We start from the raw sequence: 22,590 nt of genomic DNA on the forward strand, positions 1-22,590 counted from the left end.
TGCACGACGGCAACATGGTCCCTGGACAGACTCTAGGGTGTCACCCACCGGCGCGGCAAGAGGCGAATTGGCGCGCCGGCTCTGGTACATGATCACGCCTACGTTTACATCAACGCCGCAAACTGCGAGTTTCATCCGATGATAGAGCTCATCCGCACCAACGACGCCGTCATCATTTCGTTTGTCGAATCGCTGATGCGCGATGCCGGCATCGGCTGTTTCGTCGCCGACCAGAACATGAGCGTGCTCGACGGCTCGATCGGCATCCTGCCCCGCCGTGTCATGGTGGACGCCGACAAGGCCGATGCGGCGCGGCGCATCCTGACGGATGCAGGCATCGCCAACGAGATCCGCCAAAAATAATGTCCGCGTCGCCCGCTGCCCTTGTCCCGGACATGCCGGCTCATACGGTCGACGCCTTCCATCGCGGTCGCTTCTGGCTGGTGCAGCCGAGAAAGGCGGGCCACCGCGCCGGCATGGATGCGATGATGCTGGCGGCTGCCGTGCCGTCCTCGTTCGCCGGGCGGCTTGCTGACTTTGGCGCGGGTGCCGGTGCCGCCGGCCTGGCGGTACTGTCGCGCTGCCCCGCTGCAGAGGCCGTGCTTGTCGAGCGTTCCCCGGAAATGGCGGCCTTCGCCACCACCACGCTTGCCCATCCCGGCAATGCGCATCTCAGCGACCGCGCCTCGGTGCTCGTCGCCGATGTCGCGCTGTCGGGCCGGGCGCGAACGGCCGCCGGCCTCGAGGACAACAGCTTCGATTTCGTCATCATGAACCCGCCGTTCAATGCCGCCGAGGATCGCGCGACGCCCGATCCGCTGAGAAAGGCCGCGCATGTCTCTGCGGATGGGCTGTTCGACAGCTGGATCCGCAGCGCGGCCGCGGTGGTCAGGCCGGGCGGCGGGCTGGCCGTCATCGCCAGGCCGGAACAGCTCGGCGCCATCCTCGATGCCATTGCCGGCCGCTTCGGCGACGCCGAGATGCTGGCCGTCCACCCTCGCCCCGAAGCGGCGGCGATCCGCATCGTCGTCCGGGCAGCACTCGGCGCACGCGGCAAACTGTCGATCCAGCCACCGCTTATGCTGCATGCCTATTCAGGCAATGGCCCTTCGGAGCGGGCAGAGCTGATCAATAACGGGCTGGCGTCGCTGTTCGGAGACTGATCCATTCTGATTGCCGGGGTGACGGCATTGCCGTTGGCCGGCGAATTCCTACATGCCTCAAGCAAATCGACCGGAGACCGCCCCCTCGTGAAACGCCTTTTCAACCGCCTGCTGCCGAAATCCTGGCGCTCCGCCGTCGTCACCATTCCGGTCGTCCGGCTGCACGGCACGATCATGCCCGGCGGCGGCCAGTTCCGGCCGAGCCTGTCGCTCGCTTCCACCGCCGGCCTTCTCGAAAAGCTGTTTTCCTTCGACGCGCCGGCGGTCGCCATCTCGATCAATTCGCCAGGTGGTTCACCGGTGCAGTCGCGGCTGATCTTCAGGCGCATCCGCGACCTGGCGAGCGAGAAGAACAAGAAAGTCCTGGTTTTCGTCGAGGACGTGGCGGCATCGGGCGGCTACATGATCGCGGTCGCCGGCGACGAGATCTTTGCCGACCCGTCCTCCATCGTCGGCTCGATCGGCGTGGTGTCGGCCTCGTTCGGCTTTCCAGAGCTGTTGAAGAAGATCGGCGTCGAGCGCCGCGTCCACACCGCCGGCCAGAACAAGGCGGTGCTCGACCCGTTCAAGCCGGAAAAGAAGGAAGACGTCGAGCGCCTGAAGGCGCTGCAGCTCGAGGTCCACGAGACCTTCATCGATCTCGTCAAGGACAGGCGCGGCAGCAAGCTCAAGGACGATCCAGACCTGTTCACCGGACTTTTCTGGACGGCCAAGAAGGGTCTCGAACTCGGGCTGGTCGATGCGCTCGGCGACATGCGCAGCGTGCTGAAGAGCCGTTTCGGGCCGAAAACCCAGCTCAAGCTGATCACCGCGCCGCGCGGCCTGTTCGGCCGCTTCGGCCTGTTCGGCTCGAGCTTTTCGGCGCCCGATATTGCCGCCGCCGCTGCAAGCGGCGTCATCGATGCGGCGGAAGAGCGCGCGCTGTGGGCGCGCTTCGGGCTTTGAAAAGCCGGTGAAAGCGTCTAGCATAAATCATCAACCGACCCGACCGGCCGCCTTGCCGGCCTTGCGAGGGAGGAGTTTGACATGCCGCAGATCATTTTCTTCGCCGTCGTCGGCATTGCCGCCTATTTCGGCTACCGCTCCTTCGTCAGGGAAGCCGAGCGTGTGACCGCCAAGGTGCGGCGTACCGAAAAGCAGGCCGCCAACGGTACAATGGGAACATTGGTCAAGGACCCGAAGACCGGCGAATACCGTCTGGCCAAGGATTGACCGTCGTCCCCCTCGCGGCCGAGCCAGTGAACGCCGAGGCCAGCATCCGGGCGTCGCATGCGCACGCCAAGATAAATCTCGCGCTGCACGTCACTGGCCAGCGCGCCGACGGTTATCACACGATCGAAAGCCTGGCTGTGTTCACGCGCTTCGGCGACCGCATCGAAACGGAACTTGCCGACAGCGATGGGTTTTCCGTGTCCGGCAAATACGCCTCCGCAGCGCCCGCCGACGACAATAATCTGGTGGTGAGAGCGCGCGATGCACTGCGGCGCGAGGCCGGTCCCCAGCACGCATCGGCTGTCGCCATCAGGCTCGAAAAGAACCTGCCGGTCGCGTCCGGTGTCGGCGGCGGGTCGAGCGATGCGGCGGCTGTGCTGCGCGCCCTGGTCCAGACCTGGGGACTTGATGTCGGCGATGCCGAACTGGCGCGGATCGGCCTGTCGCTCGGCGCCGACGTGCCGATGTGCCTCGCAGCCAAGCCGCTGATAGCCCGCGGCATCGGTGACGAGCTGACGCTCGTGCCGGGTTTCCCGGCGCTGGGTCTGGTGCTCGTCAATCCCGGCACTGCCGTCTCGACGGCCGACGTGTTCGAGGCGCTTGGCCGCCGCGACAATGCGGGGCTGCCGCCGCTGCCGCGCATTGTCGACTTCCACAGCATCCGCAACTGGCTGGAGATCACCCGCAACGACCTCGAGCCTGCGGCGCGCGCAATCCAGCCCGCGATCGGCAAGGCGCTTTCCGTGCTCAACAAGGCCGGAGCCGGTTTTGCCAGGATGTCCGGTTCAGGCGCCACCTGCTTCGGGCTGTTCGAGACCGGCAATGTGGCCAAGCGCGCGGCCGTCGATATCCGCGGCCGCCATCCCGACTGGTTTGTCGCGGCGACGCGAAGCGTGACATCGGAGGCTGATGCCCATGGCCAGGATTGACGAGAGCCGCCCCTTCGTTCCCGTGCGCATCGCGGTACTGACCGTTTCCGATACGCGCAGCCTCGCCGACGACAAATCCGGGCAGACGCTGGCCGACCGCATTGCCGAGGCCGGCCATGTCCTGGCCGCCCGCGACATCGTCACCGACGACCGCGACAAGATCCGCGACAAGGTCCTGGGTTGGTCAAGGGACGAAGCGATTGATGTCGTCATCACCACCGGCGGCACCGGCTTTACCGGCCGCGACGTGACGCCGGAAGCGCTGGAGCCGATCTTCGAAAAGCGCATGGACGGCTTTTCCGAAGTGTTCCACTGCATCTCCTACGACAAGATCGGCACTTCGACGATCCAGAGCCGGGCAACCGGCGGCGTCGTCAACGCCACCTTCGTTTTCGTGCTGCCGGGCTCGCCCGGCGCCTGCAAGGACGCCTGGGACGGCATCTTGAAGCCGCAGCTCGACTATCGGCACATGCCCTGCAACTTCGTCGAGATCATGCCGCGGCTGGACGAGCATTTGCGGCGCGGCTGAGACGAACCGAGGTATCAGCCAAGCGACCTCGGTTTAGCGAATGACCGGCTCGCCGTGAAAACGCCGGCGCGACGGCGGCGACACGCCGAAGCCAACCTCCATCATCAGCCGCGGCGTGCGCGTCGGCACGGTGCCCATATGGAAGCCGAACGGATCCTCGACAAAGCCGAGGCCGGCCGGCCCGGTCAGCGTGACCGGGCTCTGCTCGCCGTAGACGCCCAGCACCTCTTCCGCCGAATGGCCGACCAGCAGCGTCAGCTGATGCTTCAGGATGCGGCGGTTATGGGAGCCGCGGACATAGACATGCGGCCCAGTGTCGGCGTCGACCGGCACCAGGTAGAAAAAGAACTTCAGCATGCGCCAGTCGTCGAGGTCGAAATGGTATTTGCCGAGCGAGGCCATGTTCTTGTCGGCGTCCGAGACGCCACCGGTCGGAAAGCTCCACCAGACGCGGGTCGTGATCAGCTTGGCCTGGCTGCCGAGATAGTGCGCTGCGATATCGAGAAGCAGCGGATCGCGCTGCACGGCGACCGCAGCGTTGCAGTCGAGGACCCGTTCGAAATAGTGACCGCTGAGCAGCGGGCGGCCGAAATGCTTTTCGGCATCGGCGTGTTTTTCGGGCAGGAATTCCAGCCGGCGGTCGAAATTGCCGAAGCATGGCGTGCGCTCGGCGAAGCGGGCGATCTCCTCATGGATGGCGGCCGGCAGCATCAGGCCCGAATAGAGCCCCTCGGTGCGCAGCGCGCCGACGACGGCATCGCGGTCGACGCCGGCGAACATCGTTTCACCGACATTGCGCGCCGGCGGAACGGGCTTTGCACCGCGCCAGTGCAGCCGCCGCGCCGGCATGGTGCGGGCCAGCATGAACATCGGCAGCCATGCCGGATTCTCGCGAAGGTCGGAAAGATAGGTCGGGATGCGGGCGGCGATGCGGCGCAGCGTGCCGCCGTTTCGTGCGATCGCCTCGAGGCTTGCAGCGCCGGACTTGTCAGGGCTTGAAAGGGTCATCGGGGTCCTCAAAATGTCGATGGAACAGCATCGACGTTAGTCGTCGCCGCTCCGGCACACCCCAAACCCTATTCGCCCATATCGCCGGGAATGGTAACCCCCGGCCAGATTTTGTGCAATGCACAATAAACGACGACCCGCCAGAAAATGTGCTTGGGCGGAGTTCCCATAACCGGGACGGTAAGCTGTCACTTCCGCGGCGCGACCCAGATCTCGGCGTGGAGCCTCCTGGTCGCCAGGCCGCGGGCGATCGCTTCGGCGCTGCGGGCATTCTTCGACAGCGCGGCGGCCTGACGCTTGCTGATCACCAGGCCTTCGGCGAGAGCGCGATTTCCGGCAAAGACGCGCGACAGGAACGGCGCGCGGCTGCCGCGTGCCCGCGAGAACCGCGCCGCCATGGTTTGCCTCGCCGTATGGGCGACGACCTCGTCGATCCAGCCCTCTCCCAGCCGCGCTCCCGGTTCGAGCAAAAGCAGCCAGTCGCCCTTGGCCTGCCTGATGCCGGCGGCGATGCCGCCGCTGACATAGTGGCAGCCGGCATGTTCGGCGACGCGGTGCGTCTGATCGGTCGAGCCGGTGTCGCAGACGAGAACGTCGCGCACCACGCCTTCGACCGCGCCGCCGATCAGCGAGGCGAGCGTGCGGGCAAGGCCCTCCTCGTCATTCAGGGTTTCGATCAGGACGCTGAGCATGTTTAGCCGAATAGCGGAAAGCGGTGGGCAGCGCCAGTTTTTGCGGCGCGCCGCGAGAAAGTTCTTGCTTTGTTCTCATCAATGCGATAGGAATACATTCATGAGCAGAGCGATTCGACAGCGGGCGGACAGTCCCTGGGAAAGGGCCAAAATGGAACAGATCGTGCGTGCCGACATTGCCGCCTTCGGCGCTGGCAGGGCCGAGATGGCGAATGCGATGATCGAGCAGAGCGGCATGCGCGTCCGTCCCGACCGCAATCGCGGCAGGTCGGCGGGCATCAATCCGTCCGGCCGTTTCGAGCCGGTCAGCCGGCACGTGTTCGACGACGGCTGGAATTCGCTGGAGGAGCTGCCGCCCTTCAAGACCGAGGTACAGGTCGAGAAGCCGCGCACCATCATCACCCGCAACGAATCGCCCGATATCTCCTTCGACCGCTCGATCAATCCCTATCGCGGCTGCGAACATGGCTGCGTCTATTGTTTCGCGCGGCCGACGCACAGCTTCATGGGGCTGTCGCCGGGGCTGGATTTCGAATCGAAGCTGTTTGCCAAGCCGGATGCGGCGCGGCTGCTCGACAAGGAATTGTCCAGGGATAATTACCAGCCGCGCACCATCGCCATCGGCACCAACACCGATCCCTATCAGCCGATCGAGAAGCAATACCGGATCATGCGCGAGATCCTCGAAGTGCTGGAGGCGCGCGGGCACCCGGTCGGCATCGTCACCAAATCGGCGCTGGTGACGCGTGACATCGACATTCTGTCGCGCATGGCCGAACGCGGGCTGGCCAAGGTGGCGTTGTCGGTGACGACGCTCGACCGCATGCTGGCGCGCACCATGGAGCCACGCGCGTCGATGCCGACCAAGCGGCTGGAGGCGATCAGGCAGCTTTCGGACGCCGGCATACCGGCCTCGGTGATGGTCGCGCCGATCATCCCCGGACTGACCGACCCGGAAATGGAGCGCATCCTCGATTCGGCGCAGGCAGCGGGCGCGCGTGAAGCCGGCTATGTGCTGCTGCGCCTGCCGCTGGAGGTCGCGCCAATCTTCAAGGACTGGCTGCTGCGCCATTATCCCGACCGCTATCGCCACGTCATGTCGCTGATCCGGTCGATGCGCGACGGCAAGGACTACGATTCGGAATGGGGCAAGCGCATGAAAGGCTCCGGCCCGTATGCCTGGCAGATCGGCCGGCGCTTCGAGATCGCCGCCAAACGGCTCGGCCTCAATGCCGAGCGGCGCTCGCTCAGGACCGACCAGTTCGTCCCCGCCGCCAAGGCGACCGAGCAGCTGATGCTGCTGTGACAAAGCGTCTCGCGCCAGCCGCTTGAAGCGGCCGCAGCAGGCGAAAAATCCCGTCCGGCCTGTCTTGTCCCCGGGCTTGCAGACGGTAGCCCCTCCTGGTCCGGTGCCCCGCCCGACCCAGAGGGGACTTGCGGAGAATCGGAGCCGATGCGAACCTCGCCGCACCATGGCTCGCCCGCGTTCCGATTCTCCGCTTCTCTTCGAAATCGTCGAGAAACCCGACTTCTCGTTCGAGACGAGGGCGATGGCCGAAGGCCTTTGGCCGGTGGCGGGGATGGACGAGGCCGGCCGCGGCCCGCTCGCCGGGCCGGTGGTGGCGGCAGCGGTGGTGCTCGATCCCGCCAACATCCCCGACGGCCTCGACGATTCCAAGCGGCTGACGCATTTGCAGCGTGAGGCGCTGTTCCTGAAAATCCTCGGCTCCGCGCTCGCCGTATCGATGGCGTCGGTCAGCGCCGAAGGCATCGATGCCTCCAATATCCTCAAGGCCAGCCTGGAGGCGATGCGCCGTGCCGTGGCCGGCCTGTCAATCCGGCCGAAGCTGGCATTGGCCGACGGCCGCGACGTGCCGCCCGGCCTGCCCTGCGAGGGAAAAGCACTGATCAAGGGCGACCAGCGCTCGCAGTCGATCGCCGCAGCCTCGATCGTCGCCAAGGTGATGCGCGACCGCATGATGTGCGGCTGCGGCAGCCATCATGCGCATTACGGCTTCGAGCTGCATATGGGCTACGCCACTGTGCGCCATCGCACGGCGATCGATCTGCACGGGCCAGTGGCACGGCTGCACCGCGCCTCCTTCGCGCCGTTCCGGTTCGGCGGCACCGAGGTGCTCGAGGAAGAGGGTTTTTCGGGTTTGGATTGAGCGATTCGGCAAGGTGTGATCTCCCCCCTCGAGGGGGAGATGTCGCCAAAGGCGCCAGAGGGGGTCGGTACGTCCTGGCGCGACGCCATGCGGGACGAAAGAGAAGGCTGGCGCTTTACGCGCGGCGACCCCCTCTGGCCTGCCGGCCATCTCCCCCTCAAGGGGGGAGATTACGCGCTCGGCCGCTTTCGCTAACAAAAAAGCCGCCAGGTTTCCCGGGCGGCTTTCGATGAATTTCTCGACGAAGTCGCTTAATTCAGCTTCGACTTCAAATCCCGCAGCGAGGCGTTGAACAGGTCGGCGCCGGCCTTGGCGTCGATCTTGCCGGCCAGCAGCGCGCGCGCGGCCTCTACCGCGATATCGACGGCGCTGGCGCGCACTTCGCCGATTGCTTCGCGCTCGGCCTGGCCGATCTTCTGCTCGGCCAAGGCGGTACGCCGAGCGACATAGTCCTCGGTCTTCTTGTGCGCCTCGGCGGCAAGCATGTCGGCTTCACGCTTGGCGGCGGCAACGATGGCCGCGGCCTCCTGCTCGGCTTCCTTGCGCTTGCGCAGGTATTGGCCAAGCAGTTGCTGGGCCTCTTCGCGCAACCGGCGCGCTTCCTCGAGCTCGCTGCTGATCTTGTCGGCGCGGGCATCGAGCGCCTTGGCGATCATGCCCGGCACCTTGATGTAGATGGCAATGCCGAGGAAGATTACGAGGGCAACCGTTGCCCAAAGCGTCGCGAGAGATGTGGCGTCCATGATGCGCTCCTCACCCGGCCACGGATTTGACCGCGGCCGCGATTTCGGCCTTGCTAGCCTTGCCGCCGACAAGCGCCTCGACGATGGCCGAAGCGGTGTCCTCGGCGATCGTGCCGACTTCCTTCATGGCATTGGCCTTGATGGAAGATATGCGCGCCTCGGCCTCGCCAAGCTTCTGGTCAAGCGCTGCCTCGATCGTCTTGCGGGCAGCTTCGGCTTCCGCCTTGGCCGCATCGTTGGCCTGCTGGCCGATCGCATTGGCCTTGCCCTTGGCTTCCGCCAATTCCTGCTCATAGGCGGCAACGGCGGCATCGGCCTCGCTTTTCAGCCGGGCAGCATGATCGAGATCCTGCGTGATGCGGTCGTTGCGAACGTCGATGATGCCGCCGACGCGCGGCATCACTACCCGTTTCAAGAACAGGTAGAACAGCCCGAAAGTGATTGCCAGCCACAGCAGCTGTGACGGGTACGTCGCCGGATTGAATGGCGGAAACGTGCCGTGCGCCTCGGCGGGCACGCCGGTCCCAGCGCTGCCGCCTTCGACGGCGGGCGCGGACTCTTGCGCAAAGGCAGATGTCACGAACATGGGCTATCCCCGAAATTCAGGCCCGCCGCAGGATCGCGGCCGGCCTGTTCAATTCTTGCCAATGTTCAGCCGAACAAGCATTCAGCCGAACAGGGCGAGAAGCGCGATGAGAAGCGAGAAAATACCCAGCGCTTCGGTCACGGCGAAGCCGAAAATCAGACGGCCGAACTGGCCGTCGGCGGCCGACGGGTTGCGCAGCGCGCCCGCCAGATAGCTGCCGAAGATGTTGCCGAGGCCAATGCCCGCGCCGCCCATGCCGAGGCATGCGATGCCGGCGCCGATGTACTTTGCTGCTTCTGCGTCCATTTATTCAACTCCTTTGGATCTAAAATTCCGTTGCGATTCCATCCGGCGGCAATGCCGGAAACTCTAAATCAGTGCGAAGGGTGCAGGGCGTCGTTAAGATACATGCAGGTCAGCACGGCGAAGACGTAGGCCTGCAAAAGCGCCACGAGCAACTCCAGAGCCGTCAAAGCCACGGCCATCGCCAGCGGCAGGACCGAACCCGCAATGCCAAGCGTGCCGAGAGCGCTGAGGCTGACGACGAATCCCGAAAACACCTTCAGCGTGATGTGGCCGGCCAACATATTGGCGAACAGACGAACCGAGAGGCTGACCGGGCGCGAGACGAAGGAAATCACTTCGATCGGAACGACAAGCAACATCATCACGATGGGCACGCCTTTCGGCACGAACAGCTTCAGGAAGCCGAGACCGTGCTTCATGAAGCCGTAGACGATCACGGTTCCGATCACCAGCGCAGCGAGGCCGAAGGTGACGATGATGTGGCTGGTGACGGTGAAGAAATAAGGGAACAGGCCAAGCAGGTTGGCGACAAGCACGAACATGAACAGCGAGAACACGAAGGGGAAGAACTTCATGCCTTGCGTGCCCGCGGCGTCCCTCAGCATATTGCCGACAAATTCATAGGCCATTTCCGAGACCGACTGAAGGCGGCCCGGAACCAGGCTGCGGCTCGACGTGCTGAGGTAGAGAAACGCCGATGCGACAGCAACCGTCGCAAGCATGAACAGAGCCGAATTGGTGAAAGACAAGTCGTAGCCGCCGATGTGAATCGGAATGATCGGATGGATCTGGAACTGGTGGATCGGATCGACCTTGTCAGCAGCCACTTTAAATCCCCATCAAAGCCGCAGACGGCTTCAGCATTCTGTTCAATGCGCCGGCATGCGGCGCCTCAATTCATTCTTTCGGATCGCGCGGTTTGTCGCCCGTTCCGAATTCCGACACAAGCCCGGCTGAACGCAGGACGTTGAGCACGCCGGCGCCAAAACCCAGCAGCAGCCCGACTATCAGACCCCATGGCGATGTCCCCGCCACGCGATCGATAAACCAGCCGAGAGCCGCACCGACCACTATCCCGGCGATGAACTCGCTGGACAGCTTGAGCGCCTGGCCGTACCCGGCCACACTGCCCGTTTTCGCGTCGTCTTTCCCCTCGAGCCGGTCCGGCCGCCTTGTCGCAAGCGATGCTTCAAGGTCGCGCCGGCGGCGCTCAAGATCGTCGTCGCGGATGTCGGCTTCATGCTGCTTGCCGCGGCCGGTTTTGCCGGTTCCGTCTGGCCCATTCTTGTCGGCCACGCAACCCCCCTGCCCGGTCAGACCGTCACCGTCCGTCCGCTTCTTAAAGTCGCCGGCAACATAGTTAGAGGGTCCGCGCCCGTCAAGCCACGGGCGGACGTTCAAGCTCAAGTATTTTATCGTTATAAATCAGTTACTTGCCTGGGTGCGACATCGTGCCCGACACAGTCTCTGGCGGGCCGTGGCCGAATCCCCGCGGCGATGCGTCTTCGATCGGCCGCTCTCGCGGGAAAGACGCAAGGGCTGCCCGAGCGCTCAGCTCCAGCCGCCACCATAGGTGCGGTAGAAGATGTGCAGGCCGATCCTGGTCATTTTCTGCATCGTCCGCGCCCAGCCCGGATGGACGTAGTTGGCGTAATAATGGGTCGACGAGCCGACTTCGGGAATGAAGATCTTGCCGGCTGTGACGGCAATGGCGACATCCTGTGCGGTCTGGTAGGCGGCGGCGTTGTCGATGCGCTTCTTCCTGCCGTCGCAGGCAAAGGAAAATTGGCAGCGGTTGAACCAGTTGTCGTTCTGGTAGACGACGCCGCAGATCGAGTTCGGATAGGTCGGGTTGCGGACGCGGTTGAGGATGACCTGAGCGACGGCGGCCTGGCCACGCACAGATTCGCCGCGCGCCTCGAAATAGATGCCGTTGGCGAGACAGGCCTGCTCCGGCTTGGAAAAGACGCTCGCCGGCAGCGGCGTCTGCATCCAAGAATGGTCGCCCTTGCTCAGCGGCGGAATGAAGCGACCGTCGTTTGGGTCCTCGTCCTGCAGCAAGGCCTCGAAGGGTGACGCCTGTGCATAATCGGGAGCCGACGAGGCGTAGGCGGTCGCCAGCACGTCAGGATGATCGTTGTTGACCAGCGCGGCAAGCATCGCCGGCACGCCGGGATCCGGCTTCTTGTCGATGCGCGTGTGGAAGGCGGCGGCGATCTGGATTTCCTTGCCTTTGATCTCGGGCTTGGCGAAAGCCATCCTCAGGCCGCTGTCCATGCTTGGGCGGAGCAGCGAAGAGGTGCGCTCGAAGATCGAGCCGGCGTTGAAGTTCTTCGGCGGCGAGACGGGCGAGACCTGGATGATGCGGCCCTTCTTGTCGGCACGCGTGATGCGGTTCTCGTCCGGCGTCGTGCCGGCGATGCTGCCCTTGCCGCGAAACGAAACGGCGCCGATGCCGGGCAGTTGGACGCCGGAGCCGGAGAGCGAGCCGGTGCTGCTGGAATCGAGGAAGGGCATTTCGGCGGCGTGAACGGAGCCGGCGACGGATTTCTCGACATAGGCGTTCCAGCGGACGCTCGGCGCCTCCAGGCCGGAGACCAGGCTGGTCATGTCCTGATAGGCAGCGACCGTCGGAAAGCCGATCCAGATGCCAAGGCCAATAACGAGGGGAGGCAGGAAGGAACGCTTTTTCTCACCGGCGGCGGCGACAAGCCGCGTCAAAACACGTCGATGCACGGAACTCTCCAGAAACGCGACGGACCCCACTGGAGAGCTACAATGATGCATTAACCTTGATGGGGCGTTAACAGCTTAGAACGTTGTTTTCCCATCTCGTGTCGAAGTCAGGCGCTTTTGCGGCCATCGCTTGACGGAAGAAAGATCGGCCAGGCGATCAGCGCGCAAATAGCCGCACCCAGCCAGACGCCTGCCCACGAGCAGAGCACGAGAAGCCCCGGAATGGCGATCGGCACCAGGAAGAAGGCAATGAAGACCAGACTGTTGGCAAGGCCGAGCGCCGTTCCGGCCTGGCTTGCGCCGGCCAGCGTCGCAAGCTCGGTGTAGGCGACGCCGTGCCAGGAGGAGACGCAGATGCCGGCCACGACCAGCACCGCAACGATCGCCGGCGACAGCATCGGCGCTTGGCCTGACAAGAATTGGGCCGAAAACAAGACGAGCGCCGCAAGCACGGCGAAGGCGGCCACGCTCAGCATGCTGCACAGACGCAGGAACGACCGGCGGTTGCCGTGACGGTCGGTGTAGCGGCCGCTCCAGACGCGCATGACCATGGCGCCGACCTGCACGGCAGCCAGGCTGGCGCTGATAACGGCTGTTCCCATGCCGGCGAAATCATGCAGGAACACGGAAGCAAATGTAAGCACCGCCACCTGCGGAAAGCAAAGCAGGCCGATGGCTGTTGCGATGCGCCAGACGGCCGGGTTGCGCAGCGGCGCCGGGCCGGCCGACAATGCCATGCTGCCCGAATTGGCATCGTCATGCGCCGGCGGCTGATGCAGCCAGCGCCAGGCGAGCGAGGTCGAGACCGCGGATGCAGCCGCCAGAAGTCCGAAGACCGCCGTGAAGCCATGGGCTGAAGCGAGCGACGGCAGCACGAGCGCGCCAAGCCCGCCGCCAAGCGGCACCGCCGTCTGTCTGATGCTCATGGCAAAGCCGCGCTCGCCTTCGCCGAACCAGGCCATGATGGCGCGGCCGCTGGAGCCGTTGACGCTGCCGCCGAGCAATCCGGTGACCAGCAGGGCAGCGGCGAGAAGCGCGATGCCGGGAATATGGGCCGGTGACGGCACGACCAGCGCGGCCATGACAAGCAGCCAAACCGCGGTTGCGCCGAGCCCCGTCAGCAGCACGCGGCGGTCGCCCCAGCGATCGGTCAGCAGCCCCCACGGCAATTCGCTCAGCGCCACGCCCAGGCCGAGAAGGCCAAGCGCCAGGCCGAGGTCGCCATTGGAGAGATGATAGCCCGAGCGCAGGAACACCGCCGTCGCCGGAATGCCGGAGAAGGTCGCCGAAAAGCAGGCATTGGCGGCGACGCCGATGCCCAGCACCTTCCAGCGATGATTGGCTCGAAGTGCCGCCGCTTCTGACGGGGCGGCAACGGCGGCCGGGCGAAGCGGTTTGCAATCTGCTCGTGTGGCGACAGCGGACATGGTTCAGCTCCTGCATGGGTCGGCTGCATTCGGTCTTGACGCGCTCTCTCTACCGCCATAGCTTCGTACTGAATATCAGGAAGTTTTTGACGTAATGTCCCGAATATCAGGATTATTGGCATGCGACGCGTGACATTCGATCTCGAAGTCCTGCGCAGCTTCGTCACCGGCATGGAGCTGGGCAGCTTCGCCAAGGCCGCCGACCGGCTCGGCCGCTCGACCTCGGCAATCAGTGCGCAATTGAAGAAGCTGGAGGACCAGGCGGCGACGCCGATCTTCCGCAAATCTGGGCGTGGCCTGGCGCTGACGGACGCGGGCGAGACCATGCTCGGCTACGCGCGGCGGCTGATCGAGCTCAATGACGAGGCCGCCTCCGCCATCCACGATGTCGAGCTGGAGGGTTGGGTGCGGCTTGGGCTGCAGGAGGATTTCGGCGAGGCGGTGCTGCCGGAGGTGCTCGGGCGCTTCGCCCGCGCCCATCCCAAGGTCAAGATCGAGGCCAGGATCGCACGCAGCCATGAGCTTGCCGAACGGATCATTTCGGGCAGCCTCGATATCGCGCTTGCCTGGCACAATGGCGCGACGCTGCCCTACAGCCGGCATGTCGCCGACGTCCAGATGCGCTGGATCGGCCCGGCAAAACAGATCGAGACCAGCCTGCGCGATGGCGAGGCGTTGCCGCTGGTGGCGCTCGAAGCGCCGTGCCTGCTGCGCAGCGTGGCGACCGAAACGCTCGACCGCGCCGGACTGGCATGGCGGATGGCCTTCTCCAGCCCGAGCCTTGGCGGCATCTGGGCAGCCGTCGCCGCCGGGCTCGGACTGACGATCCGCACCGATATCGGCCTGCCGGCCACCGTCAGGGCGATGACGCCGGAGATCGCCGGGCTGCCCGCCTTGCCCAAGATGGCGCTGTTCCTGCATCGCAAGGAGGCCGAGCCCGACGCGGTCGCGGCGCGGCTTGGCGACATCCTGCTGCAGGCAGCGCTGGAAGCGTTGCCGCAAGGTGCGCGGATGGATGAGGGGCTGAGAGACGTCGCTTAGGTTTCGACAAGACAGTTTTGAGGCGACGTCGCAAGACTTCCGAAGGCACAGCGATCCAGAACCGCACATCCTGCGTCGAATTTCTTCACACCCCCCTCTGTCCTGCCGGACATCTCCCCCTCAAGGGGGGAGATTGGCAGCTTCGTTCTTGGCACCTTTCTTGCAACGTTAGAGATTGGCGAAGGCATTCGCGAAATCCAATCTCCCCCCTTGCGGGGGAGATGTCCGGCAGGACAGAGGGGGTGCTGTCCCGCCAGCGTTAGCAAAGATCCTGCACCGCAACGACGCTCTTGCGTTACTCCCGAGCCGAGCGCAGGCGCAGCGCCCCTGAAAGCTCCCCTCAGTGGCGCTTCTTGGCCCTGCCGGCGAACGGGTTGTCCGAGGTGCGCAAGGCGATGCGGATCGGCACGCCGGGCATGTCGAAAGCCTCGCGCAGGCTGTTCGAGAGATAGCGGACATAGGATTGCGGCATCGCATCGGGGCGAGAGCAGGAGACGACGAAGCCCGGCGGCCGCGTCTTGGCCTGCGTGACATATTTGATCTTCAGCCGACGCCCGTCATCGGCGAGCGGTCTCTTGCTTCAATGAGGTTTTTCGGTGGCGTGCTGCGGTCAGGGGCTAATTCCCCGAGGGCCCCGGCGTAGCTGAATCTGGCGGGTACCGCAGCATTTCTTGAACTTCATACCTGAACCGCAAGGACATTGATCATTGCCGCCGCGTTGCAGCCGGCCGACCAGGGGCAGCAGCGCTGCGGAAGGCAGGAGCGCTGCCGCAAGGGCAGCCAACTTGGCCGAGATCCCCGGTACGACGAGGCGACGACCGGATTTGAACCCTCGCCACGCCCGTTCAGCCACATACTCCGGATCCACCTTGGGCAAGATGTTGAAGAGCACCGTCTGATTGGCGCCTGACCTTGCGAGAAACTCCGTCGACACCGGGCCTGGTGCAACGCATGTGACCGTCACACCGGTTCGGCGCAATTCCTGGTGAAGCGCCTCTGAGAAGAAGCGCACGAAAGCTTTGCTAGCGAAGTACAGAGCCATATAAGGCCCGGGAACGAACCCGGCCACGGAACTGAGATTGAGCACCCCGCCCCGTCGGCGCGCCACCATTCCCGGCAGAAAATGGAGGGTCAGTTCTGTGAGGGAATGTATGTTGAGATCGATGATGCCGAGTTGACCATCAATAGGCAGCGCCGTCGTCGCGCCCCGCAGGCCATAGCCGGCGCTGTTGACCAGGACATCACAGACCAGGCCGTGTGCGGACAGGAAGCCCTCCAGGCGCGTTGGCGCATCGCCTGCCACGAGATCCAACTCGAGCGTGAATGCCTCGCCACCCCTCTCCCGAACCTCAGACGCCGCAGCGGCCAAACCCTCGGGCGAGCGGGCAACCAGCACAACCGCACCGCGCTCCCGTGCAGCGACGCTCGCAATTGCCCGGCCAATTCCACCCGAGCCGCCAATCACGACGACGGCTGGCCGGAATTCACAGCGCGAAATCATGTCGCGTTCCTCTGTCCTGCAGGAGCGGCAACACTTTGATCGAGCAGCATCACTTCATTGGCGACAATGCCGTTCAGGATCTTTTCGAATCTCTCCAGTGCTCGTGCAACGTTCGCTCCATCCATGACCCGGTGATCGTAGTGGATGCGGACATTCACCGATCCGTCTTTGCCGATGGGACCGTAGTTGAGAAGCGTGGTCAATGGTGTCAGCGGGTTGAGTGATTCCGCACCGAGACCAGAATAGACGGACAGTTGGAAGGTACCGAAGTAATTTGACCTTTGCCGGGCGATGTTCAACCCTAGCCACATAAGCAGCCACCTGACTGGCGCGGGCGCACCTGCCATGCGCAAGGCACGCCGGAACTCCGGGACCTCCAGGATCGGCCGTGATCGAGCCGCGTGGATGGATCCCTCAAGTTCCGTGATGGAGTAGCGCTCCGGGCGCTTGATGCAGCTCAGCAGAACGGCCGGCTCGCCATCATATTCGCGCTCGTGGGCAATCGAGGCTACGCTTGCCGGATACTCGTAAAGCTGCGGCCAGGGCAACTTGACATAGGCGCGCCGCAGCTCCGGCATCTCTAGGGCGAGAAGCGCATATCCTTTCAGGAAGATCGCGGTCCACGAGGGCCTGGCCTGCTGCGCCATCCTAGCCCTTACGAGTGGGCCGAGGTTCATCTGACGCTGCACCGCGACCCGTGGCACGCCGATCGAAAACCTCATCAGATCGCCAACAAGGCGCCGGGGCGCGGAAAGCTTGAGGGCTCGGCCTCGCATCAAACGTACCTCTAATAAAGATAAGGGAATATTCGCTTGGTCTTTTCCATATAGGCACGGTATTGCGGACCGAAATTCTCCAGCATCATACGCTCTTCCTCGTCCACTCTCAGCAGGAAAAGGACTGCGAACCCAATCAAACCCGATATGCCCGCAATCCAGTTCGGCAGCAGAAAGACCTGGCCGAGCCCCATAAGCAGGAAAGAGGTGTACATAGGGTGACGGACCAAGGCGTATGGCCCGGCGCTGACCAGTTCATGCCGTTCGCGGATCTCCAGCGTAATCGACCAGTTCCGGCCAAGTTCCTTGTGGGACCTGCGAAAAACCCATAGCGCGGAGCAGAAGATGATTGTGCCGAGAGCCACGGCCCACGCGCTGGCCGGGTGGTCAGCCGCTGCGGGCATACCGGTGACAACATAGAAGGCAGGCAGGATTGCGAGGCCAAACAGAGCAGATGCAAGCCCGACGATGTCGGAACGTGAGCGGTAGCCAGTTACAATTCGCACGCGCCTTGCCCGGCGCTCGAAGGGATACCGGATCACGTACCAAGCAACGATGCCGATTACCCAAATGACCTCGCCAAGTGAGGCTGCCGCAATGCTCACTTCAGGTCACCAGCGCCCTTTCTGCGATCGCGACTGTAGCAGCTGCCCCTGAGTATGGCCAGTTCACCCATCGCCTCGATTTCGTCACCGGCCGACCTTCAGGCGCAGCGATCCTCTCCGAGTTAGTCCGCAGACGCGAAAGCCGGAGGGGCAGTACCGATCGCATTCGGTCCCATTCATCCCTCGAATCTTGGTTATGTATTCATCTCCCGAAGCTCGGTTATGAATTGTTGCGGCCGGAGCTGAATGGCGGGAGTCTTATATCCCATGGAATGAGCGATGTCCGCCACGAAGCCGTTGCAGTTCAAGACCGTCGCCTGCCAGACATGCGAGCTCGCCTGCAGCTTGCGGATGTAGGCAACGACTTTGTCGTATTCGGCCCGGGTCAATATGATTTGCCAGCTTGCGGATCTGTATGGTTCTTCCAGATCACCGTCGCTCCACCCGGTTTCGGCTGGCACCGGCACGATATGGCCCAGAACATAGGGAACCGCACTGTTCGAAGCCGGGTGAAGGCCCGCGACTTGGGGATCGATCATTCTCCCGGCCCGGTCCAGGCGCCCAAAAACTGCGTAGGTGTGGCCGTAGCTTAGGGCGTAGCGGGAGCGGAACTCGATGAAGTACCGCTCGTCGTTTTTTTGAGGCGCAGCTCCGCCATTGGCATAAGATACGAAATTCGGCTGGGGCGGCAGGTCTTTCGTCTGACATGCCGCTGCCGGGAGGGCCACCAACGCCACAAGCAAGAGACGGCTACTTACAAGCGTCATCGCCGCGTCCATTCCCGAACTTCACGAAGCACAGACCTAATAACGGCCTATGCCCGCCAACCGCGCCGTATGCTATGAAGCCGGCCAAAGCCCCGGCTGCGTATGTATGGGGAAGGGCTTGGCACCCCTTCCCCATACAAGCCGGTCCTTACTTAATCACTGGTTCCTCTACCGGAGCGGGTGCCGGAGCCTTACCCTTTCCTTTGCCGATCCAGTCGTTCGCGCAGCCGCTCAGGCTGGCAACGGCGAGCACAGTAACCATTGCAATCAATATCCTGTTCATCAAGCAATCCTTTCCCCGGGGGCGGAATAGCCTATAGAATCGCCACAACTAGAACGATATGCAGCCCCACCAAGTTAGCTGCGATCTACACCAACGCCTAGTGCAGAAATGACACAGTTGGCACCCGGTTGCCGGCGGCACCTTTGCGGTGACGTGCTGGCAGGGTTCACCATCCAACGGAGATCAAGCCTGCCCACCATCAAACAACCACCACCGTCGTGCCCAAAGGAGTACGGTCGTAGAGGTCAATGACGTCGTCATTTATCATACGGATGCACCCGTTCGATACCGCTGTGCCTATCGTCCATGGCTCGTTTGTACCATGTATCCGGAAGTGGGTGTCGTGCCCGTCGCGATAGAGATAAAGGGCACGCGCACCAAGCGGGTTGTTTGGTCCGCCAGGGACCCCCCCTGCATACTGCACCAGGCGCGGCTTGCGCTTCATCATGCTGGCGGTGGGTGTCCACGACGGCCAGTCCGCCTTGCGGCCGACGGTCGCTGTACCCTTGAACGAAAGTCCCTGCTCGCCGACGCCGACGCCGTAGCGCGTCGCCCACCCGTCCGTCTCGACGGCATAGAGAAAACGTTGCGAAGTATCGACGACGATTGTTCCGGCCGGCTCGTTTCCGTCGTACCGCACATGCTGCCGTCGGTAACGAGGATTCAGGCCACGCCTTGGTCCGAACGCGGATGAAATCGACGTACATCCGGAGACCATCAGAGCCAGACTACCCAGCACGAGCCCCCGGCGCGCAATGTGGTGTTCTTCCATTTCTACCTGCTAGGAAACTGGTCATCTACCGCCGCCCTCGTCTCTACCATTCCAAGGGCTGCGGGCCAAGTCTCGCTGTGTGGTGGCAAAAATGAATTCACAGGATTGACAAGCGAATTGGAGCGAAACTTCTTGCGATAACCGTCTGCCTCTGTTTCGGTTATGTCAAAATGGGCATAGGACAGAGACGATGAAGCCTGACTTCCATAGTAAAGTCGCGATTGTGACCGGCGCAGGCTCCGGAATAGGAGCCGCTGTTTCACGGCAACTCGCGCAAGGAGGAGCCGAGGTTGTTGTCGCCGACCTTGACGCCGAGGCCGCGCAGTGCAAAGCCGCCGAAATAAGCTCGCAAGGAGGCAGGGCCTACGACTTTGCGGTAGATGTCACGGATGCAGCAGCCGTGGAAAAGCTGATCGAGTTCACTGTCCAGAAATGCGGCGGACTGGATATGGCGGTAAACAATGCAGGTATCGACGGCGTTCGAAAAGCAACGGCAGACTATCCGCTCGACAACTGGCACAAGCTGATAAACGTCAATCTTAATGGCGTTTTCTACAGCATGAAGTACGAAATCGCCGCGATGCTGGATCGAGGCGGAGGCGCCATCGTGAACATGTCCTCCGTTCTCGGTTCCGTCGGCTTGCCAACTGCGTCCGCATACACGGCAGCGAAACACGGAGTCGTTGGACTAACCAAAGTTGCGGCGATCGAATATGCCAGGATGGGCATCCGGATCAATGTAGTCGGCCCCGGCTGGATCGAAACGCCTCTTTTATCGGAGCAAATGGAGGCATTAGCCAGCCGGCGCATGGCAGGTCTTCAGCCGATGGGCAGGCGCGGGAAACCGGAAGAGGTAGCGGCTCTTGTATGCTTCCTCTTGTCCGACCAGGCCAGCTTTATCACTGGGAGCTACCATCTGGTGGACGGAGCTTACACCGCCCATTAGGTGCAGAGGCTGCCCCCACTCGCGCCGGCCACCGTCAGGGCGATGACGCCGGAGATCGCCGGGCTGCCCGCACTGCCTGAGATGGGCCTGTTGCCGCATCGCAAGGAAGGCCGAGCCAGACCCGGTGGCGGCGCGACTTGCCGACATCCTGCTGCAGGTGTCGGTGGAATCGCCTTCCCGAAAATGTGCAGGCGCTGCCCGCGAGCGGCCTGCGGAGCGTAGCCTGATGCTGGCGCCCAGAAGACGCGCAGCTCAGCGGCGCTTCTTCGCCCTGCCGGCGAACGGGTTGTCCGAGGTGCGCAAGGCGATGCGGATCGGCACGCCGGGCATGTCGAAAGCCTCGCGCAGGCTGTTCGAGAGATAGCGGACGTAGGATTGCGGCATCGCATCCGGCCGTGAGCAGGAGACGACGAAGCCCGGCGGCCGCGTCTTGGCCTGCGTGACATATTTGATCTTCAGCCGACGCCCGGCGACAGCGGGCGGCGGATGATGCGCCAGGATGCCTTCCAGCCAGCGGTTGAGCTTGCCGGTCGACACACGGCTGTTCCAAACTCGATGCGTCCGGATGACGGCATCCATCAGCTTGTCGAGGCCACGCCCGGTCTCGGCCGACACCGGCACCGCCTGCATACCGCGCGCCTGGGGAAGAAGCCGCTCGGTTTTTTCGCGCAGCTCGGCCAGCAGCTCCTGGGGATGGTCGACAAGATCCCATTTGTTGAAGGCGATCACCGGGGCACGGCCCTCGCGGATGATCAGGTCGGCGATCTGCAGATCCTGCTTCTCGAAGGGAATGGTGGCGTCGAGCACGATGATGACGATCTCGGCAAAGCGGATGGCGCGCAAGCCGTCCTGCACCGACATCACTTCGAGCTTTTCGTGGATCCTGGCCTTGCGGCGCATGCCGGCGGTGTCGAACAATTTTAAGCGGCGGCCATGCCAGTCCCAGTCGACCGAGATGGAATCGCGAGTGATGCCGGCCTCAGGGCCGGTCAACAACCGCTCCTCGCCGATTAGCGCGTTGATCAGCGTCGACTTGCCGGCGTTGGGGCGGCCGACGACGGCGATGCGCATCGGTTTGGTGTCGTCATAGCTCGGCTCTGCGTCCGGGTCGGTAACATCCTCGCCGATCAGCACCTCGCTGGCGGCGACCTCCTCCTCGCCGGCCTCTTCGTCCTCGCCGAAGGCGCGCGCCTCGCCCAGTGCCGCGATCACCGCGTCGCGCAAATCGGGCAGGCCCTGGCCGTGTTCGGCCGAGACCGGGATCGGTTCGCCAAGGCCGAGCTCCCAGGCCTCCAGCATGCCGCCCTGGGCGCCGCGCGCCTCGGCCTTGTTGGCGACGACGACAACCGGCTTGCCGGACTTGCGCACGATCTCGGCGAAGGTCTTGTCGTCGGGCATCAGCCCGGACTTGGCATCGATCGTGAAAAAGATCAGGTCGGCTTCGCGGATGGCGATCTCGGTCTGGGCGCGCATGCGGCCGGGCAGCGTCGAGGCGGCCGCATCCTCGAAGCCGGCGGTGTCGATGACGTCGAAATGCAGATCGTAGAGTTTTGCGGCATGGACGCGGCGATCGCGGGTGACGCCGGGCGTATCGTCGACAAGCGCCAGCTTCCTTCCCACCAGCCGATTGAAAAGGGTCGATTTGCCGACGTTAGGCCGGCCGATGATGGCGACTTTGAAGGTCATGGACTATTACGACACGCCGCCCGAGCCGCGGATCAGCTCGGACATCAATGTCGCCCGCTCGCGCGTGTTGCGCGGGGCGCCGTCATCCGCGGCGATCTGGTCGAACAGCTTCAATGCATCCGCCGCCTTGCCTTCCTTCCAGGCGGCAAGGCCAAGCGCCTCGCGCGCCGTATGGCGCAGCGTGTTGGTGTCGGCGGTGAGCGCCTCGACGCGGCTGGAGACATCGGCGAAAGAGCCGTGGTCGACCAGAAGCAGCGCTGCCCGGAGACGAGCCATGTCGCGAATGCCGGAGGGGATCTTGGTGTCGGCGGCGACCTCGTCGAAATCCTTGACGGCGGCGTCGACGTCGCCCTTGTCCGCCTTGACGGTTGCGGCGCGCATGCGGGCGAGCAGCGGATAGGCGCCGTAGCCGTCCTTCTCCAACGCCTCCAGAGCGGCAAGCGCCTCGTCGTTCTTGCCGTCATTGGCAAGCTTCAGCGCCTGCGAGAAGGCATCGCCCGAGCGGTTGGCGCGGGTCTCGTCCCAATAGCGGTAGCCGACGACAGCGGCAGTGCCGAGCACCACCAGCACGGCCAGCACGAGCAAGGCGGGACCGAAACGATCCCACAGCGCATGCGCCTGGTCGCGACGAATCTCTTCGTTGACTTCGCGGATAAAACTGTCGTCCGACATGGATCAAAACCATTCATGCCCTGGCCGGGGCGGTTGATGAGC

The 22,590-nt window shown here is 63.7% G+C and carries 27 protein-coding genes and 1 pseudogene; 10 read left to right on the forward strand and 18 right to left on the reverse strand.

Going from position 1 to position 22,590, the window contains the following annotated elements:
• The first annotated feature begins 138 nt into the window (after positions 1-138).
• From NKJ55_RS11075 to moaB, 6 genes are all read left to right on the forward strand, one after another.
• Positions 139-363: a putative signal transducing protein gene (locus NKJ55_RS11075; RefSeq protein WP_023674082.1), complete on the forward strand. Its 225-nt coding sequence runs from the start codon at positions 139-141 to the stop codon at positions 361-363.
• Complete coding sequence (locus NKJ55_RS11080) at positions 363-1,163, forward strand: tRNA1(Val) (adenine(37)-N6)-methyltransferase (RefSeq protein WP_352449925.1); 801 nt, start codon at positions 363-365, stop codon at positions 1,161-1,163. Before NKJ55_RS11075 ends, NKJ55_RS11080 begins: the two co-directional genes overlap by 1 nt.
• 87 nt (positions 1,164-1,250) lie before the next feature.
• Positions 1,251-2,108 (forward strand): S49 family peptidase, encoded by an 858-nt coding sequence (locus NKJ55_RS11085; protein WP_352449926.1) that lies wholly within the window; start codon positions 1,251-1,253, stop codon positions 2,106-2,108.
• An 81-nt stretch (positions 2,109-2,189) separates the two neighbouring features.
• Positions 2,190-2,375, forward strand: a complete 186-nt coding sequence (locus tag NKJ55_RS11090; RefSeq protein WP_023674078.1) for a membrane protein — start codon at positions 2,190-2,192, stop codon at positions 2,373-2,375.
• Positions 2,376-2,401: 26 nt separating this feature from the next.
• On the forward strand, positions 2,402-3,304 hold the full coding sequence (locus NKJ55_RS11095) for a 4-(cytidine 5'-diphospho)-2-C-methyl-D-erythritol kinase (RefSeq protein ID WP_352449962.1): 903 nt from the start codon (positions 2,402-2,404) through the stop codon (positions 3,302-3,304).
• Positions 3,291-3,833, forward strand: a complete 543-nt coding sequence (moaB, locus tag NKJ55_RS11100) for a molybdenum cofactor biosynthesis protein B (protein ID WP_352449927.1) — start codon at positions 3,291-3,293, stop codon at positions 3,831-3,833. The genes NKJ55_RS11095 and moaB overlap by 14 nt, the downstream gene beginning before the upstream one ends.
• A gap of 33 nt (positions 3,834-3,866) precedes the next feature.
• Here the strand turns inward: moaB and NKJ55_RS11105 are convergent, their stop codons facing one another.
• Both NKJ55_RS11105 and NKJ55_RS11110 read right to left on the reverse strand, forming a co-directional pair.
• On the reverse strand, positions 3,867-4,841 hold the full coding sequence (locus NKJ55_RS11105; RefSeq protein ID WP_352449928.1) for a phytanoyl-CoA dioxygenase family protein: 975 nt from the start codon (positions 4,839-4,841) through the stop codon (positions 3,867-3,869).
• A 188-nt stretch (positions 4,842-5,029) separates the two neighbouring features.
• On the reverse strand, positions 5,030-5,533 hold the full coding sequence (locus NKJ55_RS11110) for a glycosyltransferase (RefSeq protein WP_292664385.1): 504 nt from the start codon (positions 5,531-5,533) through the stop codon (positions 5,030-5,032).
• Positions 5,534-5,684: 151 nt separating this feature from the next.
• Here NKJ55_RS11110 and NKJ55_RS11115 point away from each other — a divergent pair, with 151 nt between their 5' ends.
• Together NKJ55_RS11115 and rnhB are read left to right on the forward strand one after the other, a co-directional pair.
• Positions 5,685-6,839: a PA0069 family radical SAM protein gene (locus NKJ55_RS11115; RefSeq protein ID WP_352449929.1), complete on the forward strand. Its 1,155-nt coding sequence runs from the start codon at positions 5,685-5,687 to the stop codon at positions 6,837-6,839.
• 166 nt (positions 6,840-7,005) lie between these two features.
• Positions 7,006-7,701: a ribonuclease HII gene (gene rnhB / locus NKJ55_RS11120; protein ID WP_352449930.1), complete on the forward strand. Its 696-nt coding sequence runs from the start codon at positions 7,006-7,008 to the stop codon at positions 7,699-7,701.
• 251 nt (positions 7,702-7,952) lie between these two features.
• Here the strand turns inward: rnhB and NKJ55_RS11125 are convergent, their stop codons facing one another.
• The 7 genes from NKJ55_RS11125 to NKJ55_RS11155 form a co-directional block, all read right to left on the reverse strand.
• Complete coding sequence (locus NKJ55_RS11125) at positions 7,953-8,444, reverse strand: F0F1 ATP synthase subunit B (RefSeq protein WP_352449931.1); 492 nt, start codon at positions 8,442-8,444, stop codon at positions 7,953-7,955.
• Positions 8,445-8,454: 10 nt separating this feature from the next.
• Entirely contained in the window at positions 8,455-9,030 is a 576-nt protein-coding gene (locus NKJ55_RS11130; protein ID WP_352449932.1) for a F0F1 ATP synthase subunit B, read from the reverse strand.
• A gap of 81 nt (positions 9,031-9,111) precedes the next feature.
• Positions 9,112-9,336 (reverse strand): F0F1 ATP synthase subunit C, encoded by a 225-nt coding sequence (locus tag NKJ55_RS11135; RefSeq protein ID WP_006206606.1) that lies wholly within the window; start codon positions 9,334-9,336, stop codon positions 9,112-9,114.
• Between the two features lie 68 nt (positions 9,337-9,404).
• Positions 9,405-10,163, reverse strand: coding sequence for a F0F1 ATP synthase subunit A (locus NKJ55_RS11140; RefSeq protein WP_352449933.1), 759 nt, complete (start codon positions 10,161-10,163; stop codon positions 9,405-9,407).
• 70 nt (positions 10,164-10,233) lie between these two features.
• A complete protein-coding gene (locus tag NKJ55_RS11145; protein WP_254820419.1) occupies positions 10,234-10,632 on the reverse strand; it encodes an AtpZ/AtpI family protein in 399 nt (132 codons plus the stop codon).
• 255 nt (positions 10,633-10,887) lie between these two features.
• Entirely contained in the window at positions 10,888-12,072 is a 1,185-nt protein-coding gene (locus tag NKJ55_RS11150) for a cell wall hydrolase (RefSeq protein ID WP_352449934.1), read from the reverse strand.
• Positions 12,073-12,179: 107 nt separating this feature from the next.
• A complete protein-coding gene (locus tag NKJ55_RS11155) occupies positions 12,180-13,499 on the reverse strand; it encodes an MFS transporter (protein ID WP_352449935.1) in 1,320 nt (439 codons plus the stop codon).
• Between the two features lie 120 nt (positions 13,500-13,619).
• On the opposite strand from NKJ55_RS11155, the gene NKJ55_RS11160 reads away from it, so the two are divergent.
• The gene (locus NKJ55_RS11160; protein ID WP_352449936.1) at positions 13,620-14,540 is read left to right on the forward strand and encodes a LysR substrate-binding domain-containing protein; all 921 of its coding nucleotides are present in this window, start codon (positions 13,620-13,622) and stop codon (positions 14,538-14,540) included.
• 340 nt (positions 14,541-14,880) lie between these two features.
• Here NKJ55_RS11160 and NKJ55_RS11165 read toward each other — a convergent pair.
• The 7 genes and pseudogenes from NKJ55_RS11165 to NKJ55_RS11195 form a co-directional block, all read right to left on the reverse strand.
• A pseudogene (locus NKJ55_RS11165) lies at positions 14,881-15,111 on the reverse strand (ribosome biogenesis GTPase Der); the annotation flags it as partial.
• Positions 15,112-15,150: 39 nt separating this feature from the next.
• Complete coding sequence (locus NKJ55_RS11170) at positions 15,151-16,041, reverse strand: SDR family NAD(P)-dependent oxidoreductase (protein WP_352449937.1); 891 nt, start codon at positions 16,039-16,041, stop codon at positions 15,151-15,153.
• Positions 16,038-16,817 (reverse strand): hypothetical protein, encoded by a 780-nt coding sequence (locus NKJ55_RS11175; RefSeq protein WP_352449938.1) that lies wholly within the window; start codon positions 16,815-16,817, stop codon positions 16,038-16,040. Before NKJ55_RS11175 ends, NKJ55_RS11170 begins: the two co-directional genes overlap by 4 nt.
• 11 nt (positions 16,818-16,828) lie before the next feature.
• Positions 16,829-17,416, reverse strand: coding sequence for a protein-S-isoprenylcysteine O-methyltransferase (locus NKJ55_RS11180; RefSeq protein WP_352449963.1), 588 nt, complete (start codon positions 17,414-17,416; stop codon positions 16,829-16,831).
• Positions 17,417-17,616: 200 nt separating this feature from the next.
• Positions 17,617-18,189, reverse strand: a complete 573-nt coding sequence (locus NKJ55_RS11185) for a hypothetical protein (RefSeq protein ID WP_352449964.1) — start codon at positions 18,187-18,189, stop codon at positions 17,617-17,619.
• Between the two features lie 148 nt (positions 18,190-18,337).
• Positions 18,338-18,472, reverse strand: coding sequence for an ABC transporter (locus tag NKJ55_RS11190; protein WP_352449939.1), 135 nt, complete (start codon positions 18,470-18,472; stop codon positions 18,338-18,340).
• Between the two features lie 199 nt (positions 18,473-18,671).
• On the reverse strand, positions 18,672-19,244 hold the full coding sequence (locus NKJ55_RS11195; protein ID WP_352449940.1) for a L,D-transpeptidase: 573 nt from the start codon (positions 19,242-19,244) through the stop codon (positions 18,672-18,674).
• Positions 19,245-19,434: 190 nt separating this feature from the next.
• On the opposite strand from NKJ55_RS11195, the gene NKJ55_RS11200 reads away from it, so the two are divergent.
• On the forward strand, positions 19,435-20,190 hold the full coding sequence (locus NKJ55_RS11200; protein WP_352449941.1) for an SDR family NAD(P)-dependent oxidoreductase: 756 nt from the start codon (positions 19,435-19,437) through the stop codon (positions 20,188-20,190).
• Positions 20,191-20,442: 252 nt separating this feature from the next.
• Here the strand turns inward: NKJ55_RS11200 and der are convergent, their stop codons facing one another.
• Together der and NKJ55_RS11210 are read right to left on the reverse strand one after the other, a co-directional pair.
• Entirely contained in the window at positions 20,443-21,876 is a 1,434-nt protein-coding gene (der, locus tag NKJ55_RS11205; protein WP_352449942.1) for a ribosome biogenesis GTPase Der, read from the reverse strand.
• A gap of 6 nt (positions 21,877-21,882) precedes the next feature.
• Complete coding sequence (locus NKJ55_RS11210; protein ID WP_023674063.1) at positions 21,883-22,548, reverse strand: tetratricopeptide repeat protein; 666 nt, start codon at positions 22,546-22,548, stop codon at positions 21,883-21,885.
• Positions 22,549-22,590: the final 42 nt, after the last annotated feature.

It is taken from the genome of Mesorhizobium sp. M0106 (assembly GCF_040322715.1).
GTDB lineage: Bacteria > Pseudomonadota > Alphaproteobacteria > Rhizobiales > Rhizobiaceae > Mesorhizobium.